Below are 15794 nucleotides of genomic sequence, written 5' to 3' on the forward strand. Positions count from 1 at the left end.
TTGTGAATATTTTCCATTGTAAAGAATGTTTAAACCAGAATTAGAGATTGAATTAGGCCACAGTTTCAGATAATTATACCAATTGTATAATGAAATTAGTTCTTAAGCATTTCATTATTACAATGGTTAATGCCGATAAGAAATGATCCATTTGTATTAAGATTAATTTTTAGGCTAAGTCCATTTCATCATCGGTATTAGTTCATATATGACACAGATTTATGAAGAGCTATCAGGATAGCCTAAAGAAAGTTGTGAAAATATAGGGGCTAATTTCGATATCCACTAGTGGAAAAACCAATAATACATTATCTTTTACTTAATCATCCTTTGATGTAACCCGTTATAACTACATGATTATTAATGCAAATCTAATACATCATTGGCTTCCTGATGAATTATTTAATAATCGAACCTCAGGTTTTAAGGAATTTGAGAAATGCAAATAGCCCTACTGGCCTAAGGTTTAGTAAATGTTTTCATTCTGGATTTCTAAAAAAAGCACATAATGTATTTTATTTTCATGCAAAAAAAATGCTGCCAGAAATCTGACAGCATGAACCTATTATCAATTATTATGAAATTATATTATTTATGGGGTATAAATTACGTTAGTATTTCGGTAACCAGCACCATTTGTATACCAATCTGGATAATTGGCTCCATCACTTTCGGCCCATTGTCCAAAATAGTTATAAGCATCAATAATGGCTGTTTTCTCAATTGGATAATCAAAGCCATCGATGATATTTATTGCCCAAGGAAGATTGTTTGAAGATTTATAATAATATCCTGAATTAGGAACACTTTCGTCTTGACCAGTTTGGAATAAACTTAAATCTGCTAAGTCAGTAGGTGTATTGTTTTTCATGTGTACTTCTCTTCCTCTATCCCCATTTACAAAGATGAATGGGTTAAATGGCGCTTGTCCAAGATTTGCTGCGCTCACAGGATAATCAAAGCTGATTAAGAAATCTACTTGTTGTGGTTCTACATAGGTAGCACCATTTCTAGTATTTACTCCTGTTCCATCACCAGGGTGAGGAAGCAAGTCGAATGCATTATCAAAGAACACAATAACAGCATTACTTTGTCCGGCCTCCATGTTTCTTTCATCTAAACTCACTATATTTTGAGTCATGCTAAAGTCACCTGTTATGCCACTAACTGCATCATTTGCAATGGGAAGTTCGATTCCAAATCCGTTTTTGAATCCAGCACCTATGGCCATCACCTTTAAACTTACATATACTTCTACTGAATTATCATTGGCATTGGTTACCGTATTGAATTGATAGTCCACAACCATATCGTTGAAGTCATAATCACCTTCAAAAGGCCATAGGTCTTCAAAGGCAAGTGTGCCAAAGGTGTTGTTATTAGGGTAATAATTATTGAAAGCTCTATCTGCATCATTTGGATACTCATCAAACTCATCATCTACACCATCCCCATCTGTATCATTTCCTCCGGAACCTCCAGAACCGTTGCTGCCTGGGCTACAATAGGATTCAGGAATGCTAGCTTCGCAGAAAGTCACACTGGCTTCAATAGTTCCGTTATTGGTTTCTATTCCACTTTCATCACAATAATCTAAATTACCCCCAATTGTAGCATTATTCAATGTGGTATTATTAGAAACCATAATTTTTGCATAGCTATCACCTAAGCCGTACACATCATCATTAATGGTCATGTCTACTGTTTCAATTAATGCTTCGCTATATAAATTCAAACCTCCATTACTATTATTGGTGAGCCTACCATTTATCTTAGCATAAGAATAGTTATTAAAGGCACTACTATTGTTTAAGTTTCCGGCAATGATTAATCTACAATGATTGTCGAAAGTAGAATTTGAATTGTTTGCTACGTTTCCTGAGATATTCATAAGCCCCTCGTTATAAGTATAATCACTATTGTTGTAATGACCAGAAAAATTGATATTCCCATAATTATAGAACTGACCTCCACTATTAATATTAGCTCCTGCAAGGTTTATGGTACCGTAATTCTTGAAAACTCCTTTAAGGTTTGGAGCAGAGCTTACCATAAAGGCATCACTATAGTTTTCGAAAACAAGCTCATCATCGTTCATGTTCAAATTACTTGCTTGTAGTACTCCATCATCATTAATAACAATAGTTCCATCACCATTTAGATTATTGATTATCAGTGTACCACACACTTTTAGTGTTCCCCCTTGCATTAATAAGTTTCCAGTAAAAGAACCTCCTGAAACAATACATATTACATCATTGTTCTTTACTTTTAGGACTCCATTCTGTGCGTTTGAAATGGTACTAGTACAATCCACACAACCAGGACCATCTACATTTCCTTTTAGTGCATTAGCAGATTTGGTATCTGCAAATGTGTATTCGATATCTTCTCCAGTAATATCTAAAGTGACCGTTTCGAGAGAGCCATCTGTAATTGTTCTACGGAGATAAACCACTTCTTGACTAGCTGGTAGGGTAATGGAAGTAGAAAATTCTTGTTCTTTATTAGTGATGCCCGTTTTGATAATTTGACCATCCTCATTAGGGTTGGCACTAAAGATGTCAATCTTAACAGCAGGTAGGCCAATCTTATCGCTAGAAACTACCTTAATATTAATAGTTTGACTGGTTTGAAAATCGAAGGTTTCGGTTACGACCAAATCATCCATGGTTCTGGCTGGTGTGCCTGGATCATTATTGGTATCTAGTTTTTTGTACAAGATGTGGCTCCCCAAATAAATAAAAAAGCCAACATGGCATACTTAAAGTTCTTAATAGGTTTCATAATACATTTTTTATTGTTCGTTTATCAATTCACAAATAGCGTACCAAATTATTACCAAATTATTAACAAAATATAATACAACCTGATACATAGAGGCATATGGGTAAATATATTTACTTGGTCATATTTATTGGTTAGATAAATATATCTCGATATGAGAAATCACATCAATATGAGAACGTAAATAATATTCTTAAAAGAAAGTCTTTTTTAAATAAGCCAGATTAAATATACAAAACTTTTCGAAGCAACTGCAATCCAGAGCGTGATATATTTATTTTTTCGCCATTAGTCAGTAATAATAGATAGGAATCTTTATTGTAGTTTTCCAATTTTCTGATAAAACTGGTATTTACTATATAGGAACGATGGACCCTTACATATTTTTTAGGGTCTAAATTTTCCTCAAAGAATTTCATTCGTGCATTCTTCAGGTATGTTCTTTCTTTGGTGTGAATAGAGATATAATCATCCTGCGCCTCCAGAAAAACCACATCCTCAATAGCGATTAGGTGAATATCCGTCTTATCTTTTACCGCAATCCGATCTAATTGTTTGTCATCGTTATCTTGGATGGAGCTTACTATATCTTTATAATCTTTTGTATTTATTGCTTTTGGGGAATTATTAAACTTTTCATATGCCTTATCGATAGCATTAAACAATCTATCCTTTGCAAAAGGCTTGAGGAGGTAATCCACTGCGTTTTTCTCAAAGGCTTCAATGGCGTATTGATTATATGCTGTTGTGAAAATAATCATAGGAGCATCGTCAAGTAGTTCGAGTAATTCGAGACCCGTCAACTTAGGTAACTCAATATCTAAGAACACTAAATCAGGTTTTAAATCTTGTATGGCTTTTAATCCACTAAAGCCATTATCAAATTTACCTATCAGTTCTACCTTATTATTCTCCTCTATATTTTTCCCTAATAATTCAGCGGCTAAATACTCATCTTCTACTATAATTGCCTTAAGTTTAGTCATCAGTTTTTATGTTTTGAGGGATAATTAATCGAACCCTAAAGATATTACTTTTCTTCTCAATTTGAAATAAATGAAATTGCTTGAATAATATTTCGAGTCTTTTTCGCACTGTATAAAGGCCAGTCCCTGAACCTTTCCTATGTGCTGTCTTTTCATCGTAATTATTTTCTAATTCTAGGTATAAATTACCTTGTTCTACATGACAATTAAAGGTAATGTTTACCTGGTCCACATCTCCCTGTAAGCCGTATTTTATGGCGTTTTCAAGTAAGGGTTGTAGTATTAATGCCGGAATCTTCATTTCTTTGCAATTGACTTCCCCGTTTCTTTCAAAATGAATTTTGTTGCCAAATCTCATAGTTTCAATGGCTAAATATCTTTCTAGGTTTAGCATTTCATCATCTAAGGATATGAGTTTTTTATAATCCTGATTCAAGCTAAATCTTAAATAATCAGATAATTCCAGTAGCATATTAGTAGCTTTATCTGGCTGTATTTGAATAAGCGCATGTAAAGAATTTAAACTATTGAACAAGAAATGTGGATTTAGTTTAGAGCGGAGGAGGTTGATCTCTGTATCTTTGAGCGTTCTTACTAAGTCGTTCTCTTTCTTTTGACGCTGCTGCATATGAGAATAATAGCTGTTCAGGTAATAGAAGAGGATAAGAACAATATACATTAAAAAACCATTAAGGTATCTCCAGCTGATTGCTTCCCAAAGGAAATCCTGAATTTCTGGAGTTTCAGAAAACAGTGCTGATAACAGATAAATACCGCTAATCACCCATATGCTTACTATAATAATTAAAGAACTGGCATGCTCCATAAAAATAGAGAATGTACTTTGTTTTTGAAACTCATTAAAACGAATAAAAAACCAAAGTCCTATTCCGAATAGATAAAACAACGCACCATATACCAAACCATCCACAACTGCATAATGCCAATCGAAATTGAATAATTGCATGAGGGCAAATGTTTGAATGCTAATGATAAGGATCCAAGCCAAGCTATAGAAGGCCAAATTTGCTTTATTACTGAGAACAGGATGCGGTTTCATAATTTATCTCCTTGTTGATGCTTTAATTAGTATGATTTAATTTCAGCACCTCCAAAGATAACAAGCCCTTTGATTACAAGCACAGAATCGCTTCCTTCTCCCGTTTGTAGTTCTCGGGAGATGTATCTTTGGTCTGAAAATCCACCAAAAATAGGTGTAGCTTCCAATACAATATTCCAATCTGAAGGCACTACAATCTCAGAGCCACCAAACATAAAAAACACATTGAGATAATTTCTTCCAGGAGCTAAACGAGAGCGAGTCATATTTACTTCAGAACCTCCAAAGATGGCCGTCATGCGACCACCTTTAAAGTTTGAAGAGTTTATTCTTTTTTTAGTACCACTAAATATAGCCACATCATCCACATAGTCGGCATCAGAAAAAGAGGTGTTTTGGTATTTTTTTCCATGAGGGCCTTGATGGGGAGGGGTGAATGGGCCAGAGCCATTTCCTTTGTCGTTTCTGTCATTCCCATCGTTATTATTGTTATTCCATGGGCCATTAAAGTTATGACCAGGACGTTTGAAGAGCAACATGATACCAACAATGATAATCACTACAGGCCAGAAAAGCTGACCAGCTCTAACAGATAGGTCGAAAATATTTGGTAGCCAAAAGAAAGTTCCAATGGCGATAAGGATAAATCCAGCTACTTTATTTCTAGAAAGGGTAAGGTTTAAGATACCGATTCCAATAAGTAAGGTTTTCCAGCTGAAAATATAATACCTTATTTCGGGAGTGAGGAAATCGAAATTACGGAGCAAGAAAAGTAGTCCGATAGTCAGTACAACAATTCCTCCTATGAGGTGATTATTTGTTTTGTTGGCAGGGGCTTGATTTGTCATGATTTCTATTTTTTAGTTTTATTTTCTAATTGATGAAGCAAAACTAGGTTCAGAAGGTTTTTTTCGCAATCGCTTTTCGGTGAACGGAGGTTATGTTTCGGTGAATGACGAAAATACAACCATTAAGCTCACTATTATATAAAACAAACCCTCAAGAATAAGGATAAATTCTAAATGATAAGTTTAAACCATTTAGGAAACAAGATTACTAGACAATTGTCTTAATGGATACAGAACAGAAATGGCACTCATGGTTAATACCATAAATAGGACTTTAAAGAAATCAGAGAAAATGATTTGGACAGGATAAGCATCAACAACGAAACCTGTCCCGCCTTGACCCAAAGAAATGACACCAAATTGCTGCTGAATAAACGCGATTAAACCACCCATTAGCAGCCCGATTAAACCACCAGCCAAGCTAATCATCATTCCTTCCATAGCAAAGATTCTCAGGATTAGTTTCTTAGAGGCCCCCATAGCTCTCAATGTCGCCATATCTGGTTTCTTGTCAACTATCAACATACTAATGCTACCGATTATATTAAAAGTAGCTATCAGCAAGATAAAGCCAAGAATAAGATAAACCATAGCCTTTTCCGACTGCATGACTTGTAGTAGTACCGATTGCTGTTCGAGACGATTTTTCACAATAAAACCCTCCCCTAAAAGTTTCTTTATTTCTTTTTGTACTTCATTATAATCATAACCTTGTTCCATTGCTAATTCAAAAGAACTGCATACATTTTTTTGACCTAAAATATCCTGTAGTGCTTGAAAGGAGATAAAAGCATAATGTTCATCATAATCTTGGCGCACGCTAAAATATCCCGAAGGAAACAAGCTCAACGTTTTAAAAGAATCGTCTAGTTTAGTACTGGCTTTTTTGCTTTTATCTGGCACATATACTTGTATTGAAGAATAAAAATCACTCAATCGGCTTTGTAAACGATAAGCCACTCCATAACCTAAAACTATGTAATCGGCTCGTTTTTCACGTAATTTAAACTGTCCTTGAACCATCAAAGTATCCATCTGACTCATGATGGCAAAAGAGGAATCCACACCTTTTAATTTCACTATGGCTTGGCGGTCTTTGTATTTTAATAGTGCATTTTCTTCTAAAACAGGGCATACGTATTTTACTCCTTTAATATTTTGTAGCTTCTCCAAAGGAAAATCTTTCATATGGATGGTTTTCCCTGTGGAGGGCTCTACCACTAATTCTGGATTAAAGCTATTGAATAGTGAAATGACCAACTTTTCGAAGCCATTAAAAACAGACAGTACAATAATTAATGCAGCAGTAGTCAGCATCACACCAACAACAGAGATGATGCTGATGTAATTAATAATGTGATGCGATTTCTTGGCGAAAAGGTATCGTTTGGCTATGTAGAAGTCGGTTCTCACTTTAGAAAATCACCCCTAGATTTAGTTCGAAATAATAAGGAACAGCCTTTGCATCGACGCTGTTATCAACAGTGTTTGTCCCTTTTAGAATATTTGTAAATCCGTTATTAAAATTGATTCCGATCACAACACTTACCGATTCGTCAATTACATACTCAGTTCCAGCTCCTACTAATAAGGAAGCTTTTACGAGAGTTGTTTCTTCTTTAATGTCTATTTTGTTCTCGCCATATGAATATTTCCCAGTTATGGGATTACTTCCGCTATACTCATCATTGGCTTTCGCTCGTATATTGAATCCAGTATTAATCCCTATCTGTCCAAAAAACTTTAAATTTTTTGCCAATTCATTGGTTTTCATTTTCAGTGCCATTGGTACCTCAATATATCTTAGATTATAATCTCTTTGCATTTCACCAGTATAATCCATAGGAATTCCAGCAGTTTCAAGAGTGGCCATATGAGGGTATTTTAATTTTCCACCAAAATAACTCACATTAAAGCCTGTGGCTAGATAGTAATTCTCCATTAGCGTAATATCAGCTATTAAACCCCAAGAAAATGTAAAGTCACTTCCGTTTCCTTCGTAGTTTTTGGCATCTGGACTTAACCAACTAATAGCAGGGCTTAATTTAAATCCAAATTTAAAAGGTTTCTGCTGGGCTCGGCTCGAGATGCTGAGCATCAAAAACAGAACGATAAGAGAACTAAAGAGCGTGTTTTTAATATAATATTTCATCCGTTTATATTTTATTTTCGTTGATTTATAAAAGTGTTTGAATTAAAAAAAAACATTTTTAACTGAAATTTGTGTAGATTATTCATGTTTTAAAGCTACCAAATGAGTGGTTTATGTGCTAAATTGGCATTAATTCCTTAAAAAACGAATGAAATCTCATTTCATTTTAACGAAAGTATTATATTTGAAAGTTCAAACAGCCAAGTGCGATGGCTATTTTTAAACAAATCTATGTTGAGTAAGTAATTATAAAATCTATATGTTATGAGAAAATTATTCCTTGTTTTTACGGTGTTATTAATGAGCACAGCCTTAATGGCTCAATTGCCAAATATTGGTATTAGAGGAGGTCTAACGACTTCAAAATTATCAACAAATCTAAGTGAAAATTTTGCATCTGAAAATCAGTTGGGTTATCAAGGTGGTGTGTTTGTTCGATTAAAATTCAATAAGTTATATATTCAGCCAGAAGCGATCTATAACCATAGGAGTACTAAATTAGAGTACGAAGTAGTACCTGTATTAGATTATGATAATCAGAAAGTGGGTGCTAAAACCAGTATGAAGATTGGTACTATAGATGTTCCTGTTCTTGTAGGTTTTTATTTGGTAAAAAGTAAAATGTTCAATTTGAGGATTTTTGCGGGACCAGAAATTTCTTTCGCATCTAGTAAAAGTGTAGAATATCAATATACAACTGGAGATGGTACTGATTTCAATGGTGAGGTAGTGGATCCGATTACCGTTGATGATTTCAACCAAACTACATGGTATATGCAGGCTGGAGCTGGGGTTGATGTTCTTTTCTTCACTTTCGATGTACGTTACGAAAAAGGCTTGAGTGATTTGTATAATAAAAGTGATTTCAACTTTAAAAATAATGTCTGGGTATTTACTTTAGGTTTTAAATTTATCTAAAGAAATAAAAAAATTACAAAACCGTTTCCTTAATCAGAAACGGTTTTTTTTGTAATCTATAATTTAATAAAAATGAGGCAGGTAAAACACTTTAAACTCTCTTTGATATTTTTTGTAATTTTAATATTTGCAAGCTCATGCAATCATCCTTTTAACGTGGATGTTTCAGATATAGAAAGTAGGGATATTAAAATTCAACGCTATGAACAAGCTTTGTTTGCTGCGCCATTAAGTATAGGAAGAATAAATGAGCTACAAACACAATTTCCACTTTTTTTAGGCAACAAAACACTACAAGAAGACCAAATTGTACAGTTAAAAAACTATGTGAGCGACCCTTATTTGCAGAAGCTTTTCGACGAAACTGAGAAGGTATTTCCTAACTTAACGTCTCAAGAAGTTGAACTATCAAAGGCCTTTCAGTATTTACAGTTCTATTTCCCCAAATTTCAAATTCCAGAAGTATATTCTTATATCTCCGGCGACCAAGCGGAAACCTATTATGAGGATCCTGTTATAGTTATCAGTCTAGATCATTACTTAGGCTATAATCACGAAGCTTATAACATGGCTGGAACTCCAAAATACAAGCAGTTTTCTCTAGATAAAAAATTTTTCCTTAAGGATGTTCTAATGGCCATTGCTAAGTCTTATATTCCATCTCCAGGGAATAATACCCAACTTCTAGAGCAGATGATTTATGAAGGTAAAATGCTCTATTTTATCAAAAGTATGAGTCCTGCATTAAGCGACAAAGTGCTTTTTACTCAAACAGAAACTCATTTTCAATGGCTTCAAGAAAAAGAAAAAGATTTATGGAGGTATTATATTGAGAATGAATTATTATACACTTCAGATTACTTGACTTATAATAAGTTCATTTCAGATTCACCATTCACAACATCATTAGGTGATGATTCTGCGCCACGAACAGGAATTTGGCTTGGCTATCAAATTGTATTTTCTTACATGAAGAAAAATGAAGTGGAACTAAAAGATCTCCTTCAAAACAAAGATGCCCAGCAAATACTGATTAAGTCTGGGTATAAACCTGGATTGTAGACCTTTATAAATATACTGCTAGTTGATTCTCTTAGGTGACAATCCATATAAAAATTATGATGTTATATATACCTTGGATTCAGGTTTTTTAACTTTTTAAGCAGTCTTATTTTTCATACTTTTGCACAAATTTTTAAACATAAGACATGTCGCACAGCAAAGTAATTCAAGAAGGCCTCACCTACGATGATGTACTTCTAATTCCAGCCTATTCTGAGGTTTTACCTAGAGAGGTTAATGTGAAGACCCAATTTACCAAAAACATTGAACTCAATATTCCTATTGTATCTGCAGCTATGGATACAGTAACTGAATCAGCAATGGCTATAGCACTAGCACAAGACGGTGGTATAGGTGTGATTCATAAAAACATGAGTATTGATAGCCAAGCTAATGAGGTAAGGAAAGTGAAAAGAGCAGAAAATGGGATGATTATCGATCCTGTTACACTACACTCTAATGCATTGGTTTCTGATGCTTTAAATATGATGGCTGAGTATAAGATTGGTGGAATTCCAGTAGTGAATAAATATAACGAATTGGTGGGGATTGTCACCAATCGTGATTTGCGTTTCGAAAGGGATTTCAACAAACCAGTTAATGATGTAATGACTCATGAAGTGATTACTACTAATGAATTTGCTGATTTCGAGAAAGCAGCAGACATTCTTCAAAAATATAAAATTGAAAAACTTCCAGTGGTTGATAAAAACAATAAGCTGGTTGGTTTAATTACCTATAAGGATATCATCAAAATTAAGCAGCGCCCAAATGCCTGTAAAGACACCATGGGTAGACTTCGAGTGGCTGCTGCCATAGGCATTAGTGGAGATAGCTTGGAAAGAGCCGATGCTTTAGTAAAAGCAGGAGTTGATGCTATTGTTATCGATACAGCCCATGGTCACACCAAGAGTGTGGTGATGGTATTAAAAGAAATCAAAGCTTCCTTCCCTAATATTGATGTGGTTGTTGGAAATATTGCTACTGGTGCAGCTGCTTTAGCTTTAGTAAAAGCGGGTGCCGATGCAGTTAAAGTTGGAATTGGACCTGGTTCTATATGTACCACAAGAATTATTGCAGGTGTTGGTGTTCCTCAATTAAGTGCTGTGCTCAATGTAGCTAAAGCATTAAAAGGTACCGGTGTCCCAATTATTGCCGATGGAGGAATCCGTTATACAGGTGATATTGTAAAAGCTTTAGCGGCTGGTGGTCACACCGTTATGGCTGGCTCATTGTTCGCTGGAGTCGATGAGTCTCCAGGAGAAACCATCATTTACGAAGGAAGAAAATACAAGTCATACCGTGGGATGGGTTCATTAGAGGCCATGCAAAAAGGTAGTAAAGATCGTTACTTCCAAGATATGGAAGACGATATTAGTAAATTGGTTCCAGAAGGAATTACTGGACGTGTGGCTTATAAAGGCACTTTATCAGAAGTTATTCATCAAATAGTTGGAGGATTAAGAGCAGGTATGGGATATACTGGTTCATCGGATATTAGTGACCTTCATAAAGCACAGTTTACTAAAATCACAGCCGCTGGGGTAGCTGAAAGCCATCCTCATGATGTTTCCATTACTCGTGAAGCTCCTAATTACAGTAGATCATAATTCATTTATCCAATCATAAAGTCAAAACAATTAAAAAATGAAATTCTTTAAATCTTTATTGTTAAGCTTAGTTGCTGTTCTTATCGTATCTCAAGTACAGTCGCAAAATGCAGAAAAAACCTTAATGACCGTTGGTGAGGAAGCCATCACTGTTGAGGAATTTTGGAATATCTATCAGAAAAACAACACTGATAAATCAATAGACAAAAAATCTGTAGATGAATATCTTGACCTCTATGTTAACTTCCGATTAAAAGTAAACGAAGCCAAATCCATGAAAAAAGATACGGTTCCTTCTTTTATTAAAGAGCTTGAAGGTTATAGAGATCAGTTGGCAAAGCCTTATTTGGTTGATGAGGATATCAATGAGGAATTAATGACGGAAGCTTATGACCGCATGCAAAAAGATGTGAGAGTAAGCCACATCTTATTATTTCTTGATGAGGATGCCTTACCAAAGGATACTTTGAAAATCTATAATAAAATTGATAAAATCAGAGCAGAAATTGAATCTGGCGAAATTAGTTTTGCGGATGCTGCAGTTAAATATTCTGATGATCGTTCTGCTAGAGATATGCCTGCTGAAGGGCGAAGACCAGCAAGAAAGGGGAATCAAGGTGATTTAGGCTATTTTACAGTATTCGATATGGTTTATCCTTTTGAAGTTGCGGCTTATAATATCGGTATTGATGAAATGTCAGCTCCAACTCGTTCTCGCTTTGGATACCATTTGATTTATAAAACAGATGAAATACCAGCGATAGGAAAAGCTCAAGTAGCTCATATTTTCATTAAAAGTATGGAGGGTGACACTGCAGTTGATCCAGTGGAAGCTAAGAAGAATGTAGAAGCTATTTATGCTAGATTTTTAGCGGGTGAGTCTTTCGAAGATTTAGTGAAGACCATGTCTGATGATAAAGGTTCTGCAGTTAAAGGTGGGGAACTACCCATGTTTGGTGCAAATCGTATGGTTCCTGTTTTTATTAAGCAAGTTTCAGAATTTGATAGCATAGGGCAAGTTTCTGCCCCTATACAGACCATGTATGGCTGGCATATTGTGAAATTCTTAGACCAAAAACCCATTGGTTCTTTCGAAAGTGTTAAAAGTGAAATCAAAGACAGATTGAAGAAAGATGTAAGAAGCGAAAAAGGACGTCAGTCTAAAATTGCTCAAGTGAAAAAAGAGGAAGGTTTTAAAGAAAACCCTGCTGCTTTAAAGGAGCTCACCACGCTGCTCGATTCTACTCTGTTGGCTCATAAATACGATGAAGAAAAAGCAAAAGAATTTACCACAGAATTATTCACATTAGCTGATGAATCTTATACCCAGTATGATTTAGTGGTTTATATTCAAGCCAGCGGTAAGAAAGCTGCTATTACGGACTTATCTCGTTATATTTATAAGAAATATCAAGATTTCGTTGATGAAACAGTCATTGATTACGAGAACCGTCACTTAGAAGCTAAATATAAAGAGTTTGCTTTATTGATGAATGAATACCGTGATGGTATCTTATTATTCGATTTGATGGATGAGAAAGTTTGGTCAAAAGCCGTTAAAGATACTACTGGATATGAAGCTTATTTCAACGAACACCGCAACGATTATATGTGGGACAAACGAGTGGATGCTGCTACTTTTACTTTTACCAATCCAGAAGCATTTAGTACAGTCCAAGCTCTGGTTCAGTTAAATAAAACTGATTTAGATATTTTAGGTGAATTACAAAACGACAGCTTGAACGTAGTAAAATACGAGCGTGAAAAGTATTTAAAAGGCGACAATGCTGATATTGATAATGTAAAATGGAAAACGGGTTCATATGAAGTGATTAAGAACGAAGCAGGAACTCCATTGGCTTTAATCAGAATTCATGAGAAATTAAAACCCATGCAAAAAGAATTATCAGAGTGCAGAGGTATGGTGATTTCTGATTATCAAAATGAATTAGAAAAGCGGTGGATAGTAGAATTAAAAGCAAAATATCCTGTGATTATCGATAAGGAGGTTTTAAAAGATTTAAAGTCTAATGGACTTGTAAAATAATACTTAATAGCGAGCCCAAAGTTGAGCGTAGCGTTTCAAGAACCTCCTCTACTTTGGGTTTACTTATGATGAAAAAATGGACTCAAATATCACTTATTTTATTGCTGCTCATGTCTTCATTTGCTTGCAAGAGACATCTGTATTCCGATAAAGAAACAGTATTGGCCAGAGTGGGTGAAAGTTATTTGTATCTTTCTGAATTATCTGAAAATATTCCTAGAAATATTAACAATACAGATAGTATTCAAATGCTTAATAGCCTTGTTGACAACTGGGTGAGAAAAGAATTATTATTGCAACATGCCGATAAAAACTTACCTGATAGCTTAAAAGATTTCTCAGAACAGTTGAGAATCTATGAAAATAGTTTGACTATTTATGAGTTCAAAAAGAAATTGGTGAATCAAAGGTTAGATACTGTGGTTGAAACTAAGGAGATTGAAAAATATTATGAGGATCATTTAAAAGATTTTCAGTTGAAAGACAATATTCTTCAGTTTGCATTTATTCAGATTCCTATTCAATCAGATTCAGTAGATCAGGCTAAGGAGTATATTCAAAATATCGCAGATACTGCTCTTGATAGAAGTAGAGTTGAAGTGTTTTGCCAAAACAATGCCATTGATTATTACTTGAACGATGAACATTGGATATCTTTCAATGAACTCATTAAAAGAGTTCCTATCGAGACCTATAACCAAGAACTCTTTTTGGAGAATAATAAGTTTATAGAAATAAAAGACCATCCCTATTGGTATTTTGCCAATTTGCGAGATTTTAAAATAAAAGAAGATGTGAGCCCTTTAAATTTTGAAAAGGATCACATACGAAATATTATTCTTAACCGAAGAAAGTTGAATATGTTGAATAGCTTAGAAAACGATATATACGAAGAAGCTACTCGACAACAACAATTCGAAATATACTAAATATGATACAAAAAAACGTGCTTAGATACTTTTGGTTACTAGCAGGTGGATTATTCCTCCTTACTGCTCAAGCTCAAGAACAGACTGAAATTACGAAATTTGAAGATGATAAAATTCTAGATCAGGTAGTGGCTGTAGTTGGAAAAAATATCATCCTGAAATCGGATATTGAAACTCAGTATTTGCAATATAGAATGCAGGGTTTTATTGAGGGCAATAGCAGAACCATTAAGTGCGATATTTTAAAAGATCTTATCTTCCAGAACTTATTGCTTAATCAAGCCGATGTGGATAGTATTGTGGTTGGTGAAAGCCAAGTTGACCAAGAGCTTGATCGTCGTTTTCGTTATTTTATTTCTCAGTTTGGCTCTAAAGAAAAGCTAGAGGAATACTATGATAAATCTGTTGATGAGTTTAAAGATGAGATGCGTGTAGTAATTAAAAAGCAGCTGATACAGCAAAGTGTACAAGGTGAAATTGTTAGTAATGTGGGCATCACTCCAAAAGAAGTAAAAGCTTATTATAAGGAAATTCCTCAGGATAGTCTTCCACTCATCAATACCGAGTATTTTGTAGCCGAATTGGTGAAGGAACCCCAAATTACTGCGGTGGAAAAATTGGCTGTAAAAGAAAGACTTTTAGAACTCCGTAAGAGAATTTTAAAAGGAGAAAGTTTTGCCACTTTAGCTATCCTATATTCTGAAGACCCAGGCTCAGCAAAGAAAGGTGGGGAACTAGGAATGTATGGTAAAGGTGAATTGTACCCGGAATTTGAAGATGTAGCTTTTAATTTAAAGGAAGGTGAAATTAGTGGTATTGTGGAAACTGAGGCTGGATTTCATGTGATTCAAATGATTGAAAATCAAAAAGACTTTGTGAACGTTCGCCATATATTATTGCGCCCAAAGGTTACGCCTTATCAAATTCAAGAAACTGTAAGCTATTTAGACAGTATTTATAACCTGATTCAGGACAGTACTTATACTTTCGCACAAGCTGTTAAACTGTTTTCAGATAACCCAAACAAAATTAGTGGAGGATATTTAATCAATCCACAAACAGGAAATAATATGTTTCAAGCTGAAGCTTTGGACCCAAAGGTTTTTTATGTGATTGATAAGATGCAAGTGGGTGATGTAAGTAAACCTACATCATATACCAACGAAGATTCAAAAGAAGCCTATCGATTATTACAATTGGTGGAGAAGACACCTCCTCACCGCGCCAATATTGAGCAAGATTACGATAAGATTTATAATATTGCACTCAATCAAAAGCATCAAGCCATACTAGACGAATGGGTGGTTGAACATGCTAAAAAAGCTTATATCAGAATAGTAGATAATTATTCTGACTGTGAATTATATAATGACTTGATGTCCTCAAAGAAATAAA

Annotated in this window: 12 protein-coding genes; 6 read left to right on the forward strand and 6 right to left on the reverse strand. The window is 34.7% G+C overall.

Translation table 11 applies throughout. The features are described 5' to 3' along the window. Positions 1 to 592: 592 nt before the first annotated feature. From HNS38_RS04240 to HNS38_RS04265, 6 genes are all read right to left on the reverse strand, one after another. Complete coding sequence (locus HNS38_RS04240; protein ID WP_172281058.1) at positions 593 to 2722, reverse strand: LruC domain-containing protein; 2130 nt, start codon at positions 2720 to 2722, stop codon at positions 593 to 595. Between the two features lie 289 nt (positions 2723 to 3011). Continuing rightward, the gene (locus HNS38_RS04245; RefSeq protein ID WP_172281056.1) at positions 3012 to 3773 is read right to left on the reverse strand and encodes a LytTR family DNA-binding domain-containing protein; all 762 of its coding nucleotides are present in this window, start codon (positions 3771 to 3773) and stop codon (positions 3012 to 3014) included. Then, the gene (locus HNS38_RS04250) at positions 3766 to 4833 is read right to left on the reverse strand and encodes a sensor histidine kinase (protein WP_172281054.1); all 1068 of its coding nucleotides are present in this window, start codon (positions 4831 to 4833) and stop codon (positions 3766 to 3768) included. The genes HNS38_RS04245 and HNS38_RS04250 overlap by 8 nt, the downstream gene beginning before the upstream one ends. 26 nt (positions 4834 to 4859) lie before the next feature. Beyond that, positions 4860 to 5681: a LiaI-LiaF-like domain-containing protein gene (locus tag HNS38_RS04255; RefSeq protein ID WP_172281052.1), complete on the reverse strand. Its 822-nt coding sequence runs from the start codon at positions 5679 to 5681 to the stop codon at positions 4860 to 4862. 192 nt (positions 5682 to 5873) lie between these two features. Then, positions 5874 to 7094 carry an FtsX-like permease family protein gene (locus tag HNS38_RS21035; protein WP_172281050.1) on the reverse strand — a complete coding sequence of 407 codons (1221 nt, stop codon included), beginning with the start codon at positions 7092 to 7094 and terminating at the stop codon, positions 5874 to 5876. Position 7095: 1 nt separating this feature from the next. Further along, positions 7096 to 7833, reverse strand: coding sequence for a porin family protein (locus HNS38_RS04265; RefSeq protein WP_172281049.1), 738 nt, complete (start codon positions 7831 to 7833; stop codon positions 7096 to 7098). Positions 7834 to 8097: 264 nt separating this feature from the next. Here HNS38_RS04265 and HNS38_RS04270 point away from each other — a divergent pair, with 264 nt between their 5' ends. From HNS38_RS04270 to HNS38_RS04295, 6 genes are all read left to right on the forward strand, one after another. Next, positions 8098 to 8751: a porin family protein gene (locus tag HNS38_RS04270; RefSeq protein ID WP_172281048.1), complete on the forward strand. Its 654-nt coding sequence runs from the start codon at positions 8098 to 8100 to the stop codon at positions 8749 to 8751. A gap of 72 nt (positions 8752 to 8823) precedes the next feature. Next, entirely contained in the window at positions 8824 to 9813 is a 990-nt protein-coding gene (locus tag HNS38_RS04275; RefSeq protein WP_172346022.1) for a hypothetical protein, read from the forward strand. A gap of 146 nt (positions 9814 to 9959) precedes the next feature. Continuing rightward, positions 9960 to 11423: an IMP dehydrogenase gene (gene guaB / locus HNS38_RS04280; protein WP_172281046.1), complete on the forward strand. Its 1464-nt coding sequence runs from the start codon at positions 9960 to 9962 to the stop codon at positions 11421 to 11423. 37 nt (positions 11424 to 11460) lie between these two features. Next, positions 11461 to 13470, forward strand: a complete 2010-nt coding sequence (locus HNS38_RS04285; RefSeq protein WP_172281045.1) for a peptidylprolyl isomerase — start codon at positions 11461 to 11463, stop codon at positions 13468 to 13470. Positions 13471 to 13580: 110 nt separating this feature from the next. Continuing rightward, the gene (locus tag HNS38_RS04290) at positions 13581 to 14399 is read left to right on the forward strand and encodes a hypothetical protein (protein ID WP_172346023.1); all 819 of its coding nucleotides are present in this window, start codon (positions 13581 to 13583) and stop codon (positions 14397 to 14399) included. 2 nt (positions 14400 to 14401) lie between these two features. Beyond that, positions 14402 to 15793, forward strand: coding sequence for a peptidylprolyl isomerase (locus HNS38_RS04295; RefSeq protein ID WP_172281043.1), 1392 nt, complete (start codon positions 14402 to 14404; stop codon positions 15791 to 15793). Position 15794: the final 1 nt, after the last annotated feature.

This window comes from Lentimicrobium sp. L6 (genome assembly GCF_013166655.1).
Classification (GTDB): Bacteria; Bacteroidota; Bacteroidia; order Bacteroidales; family UBA12170; genus UBA12170.

Bases quoted from the DNA above. Each gene is read 5' to 3' on its own strand.
- HNS38_RS04245 (WP_172281056.1), bottom strand. From the start codon at position 3,773: ATGACTAAACTTAAGGCAATTATAGTAGAAGATGAGTATTTAGCCGCT.
- HNS38_RS04250 (WP_172281054.1), bottom strand. From the start codon at position 4,833: ATGAAACCGCATCCTGTTCTCAGTAATAAAGCAAATTTGGCCTTCTAT.
- HNS38_RS04270 (WP_172281048.1), top strand. From the start codon at position 8,098: ATGAGAAAATTATTCCTTGTTTTTACGGTGTTATTAATGAGCACAGCC.
- HNS38_RS04255 (WP_172281052.1), bottom strand. From the start codon at position 5,681: ATGACAAATCAAGCCCCTGCCAACAAAACAAATAATCACCTCATAGGA.
- guaB (WP_172281046.1), top strand. From the start codon at position 9,960: ATGTCGCACAGCAAAGTAATTCAAGAAGGCCTCACCTACGATGATGTA.
- HNS38_RS04295 (WP_172281043.1), top strand. From the start codon at position 14,402: ATGATACAAAAAAACGTGCTTAGATACTTTTGGTTACTAGCAGGTGGA.
- HNS38_RS04275 (WP_172346022.1), top strand. From the start codon at position 8,824: ATGAGGCAGGTAAAACACTTTAAACTCTCTTTGATATTTTTTGTAATT.
- HNS38_RS04265 (WP_172281049.1), bottom strand. From the start codon at position 7,833: ATGAAATATTATATTAAAAACACGCTCTTTAGTTCTCTTATCGTTCTG.
- HNS38_RS04285 (WP_172281045.1), top strand. From the start codon at position 11,461: ATGAAATTCTTTAAATCTTTATTGTTAAGCTTAGTTGCTGTTCTTATC.
- HNS38_RS04290 (WP_172346023.1), top strand. From the start codon at position 13,581: ATGTCTTCATTTGCTTGCAAGAGACATCTGTATTCCGATAAAGAAACA.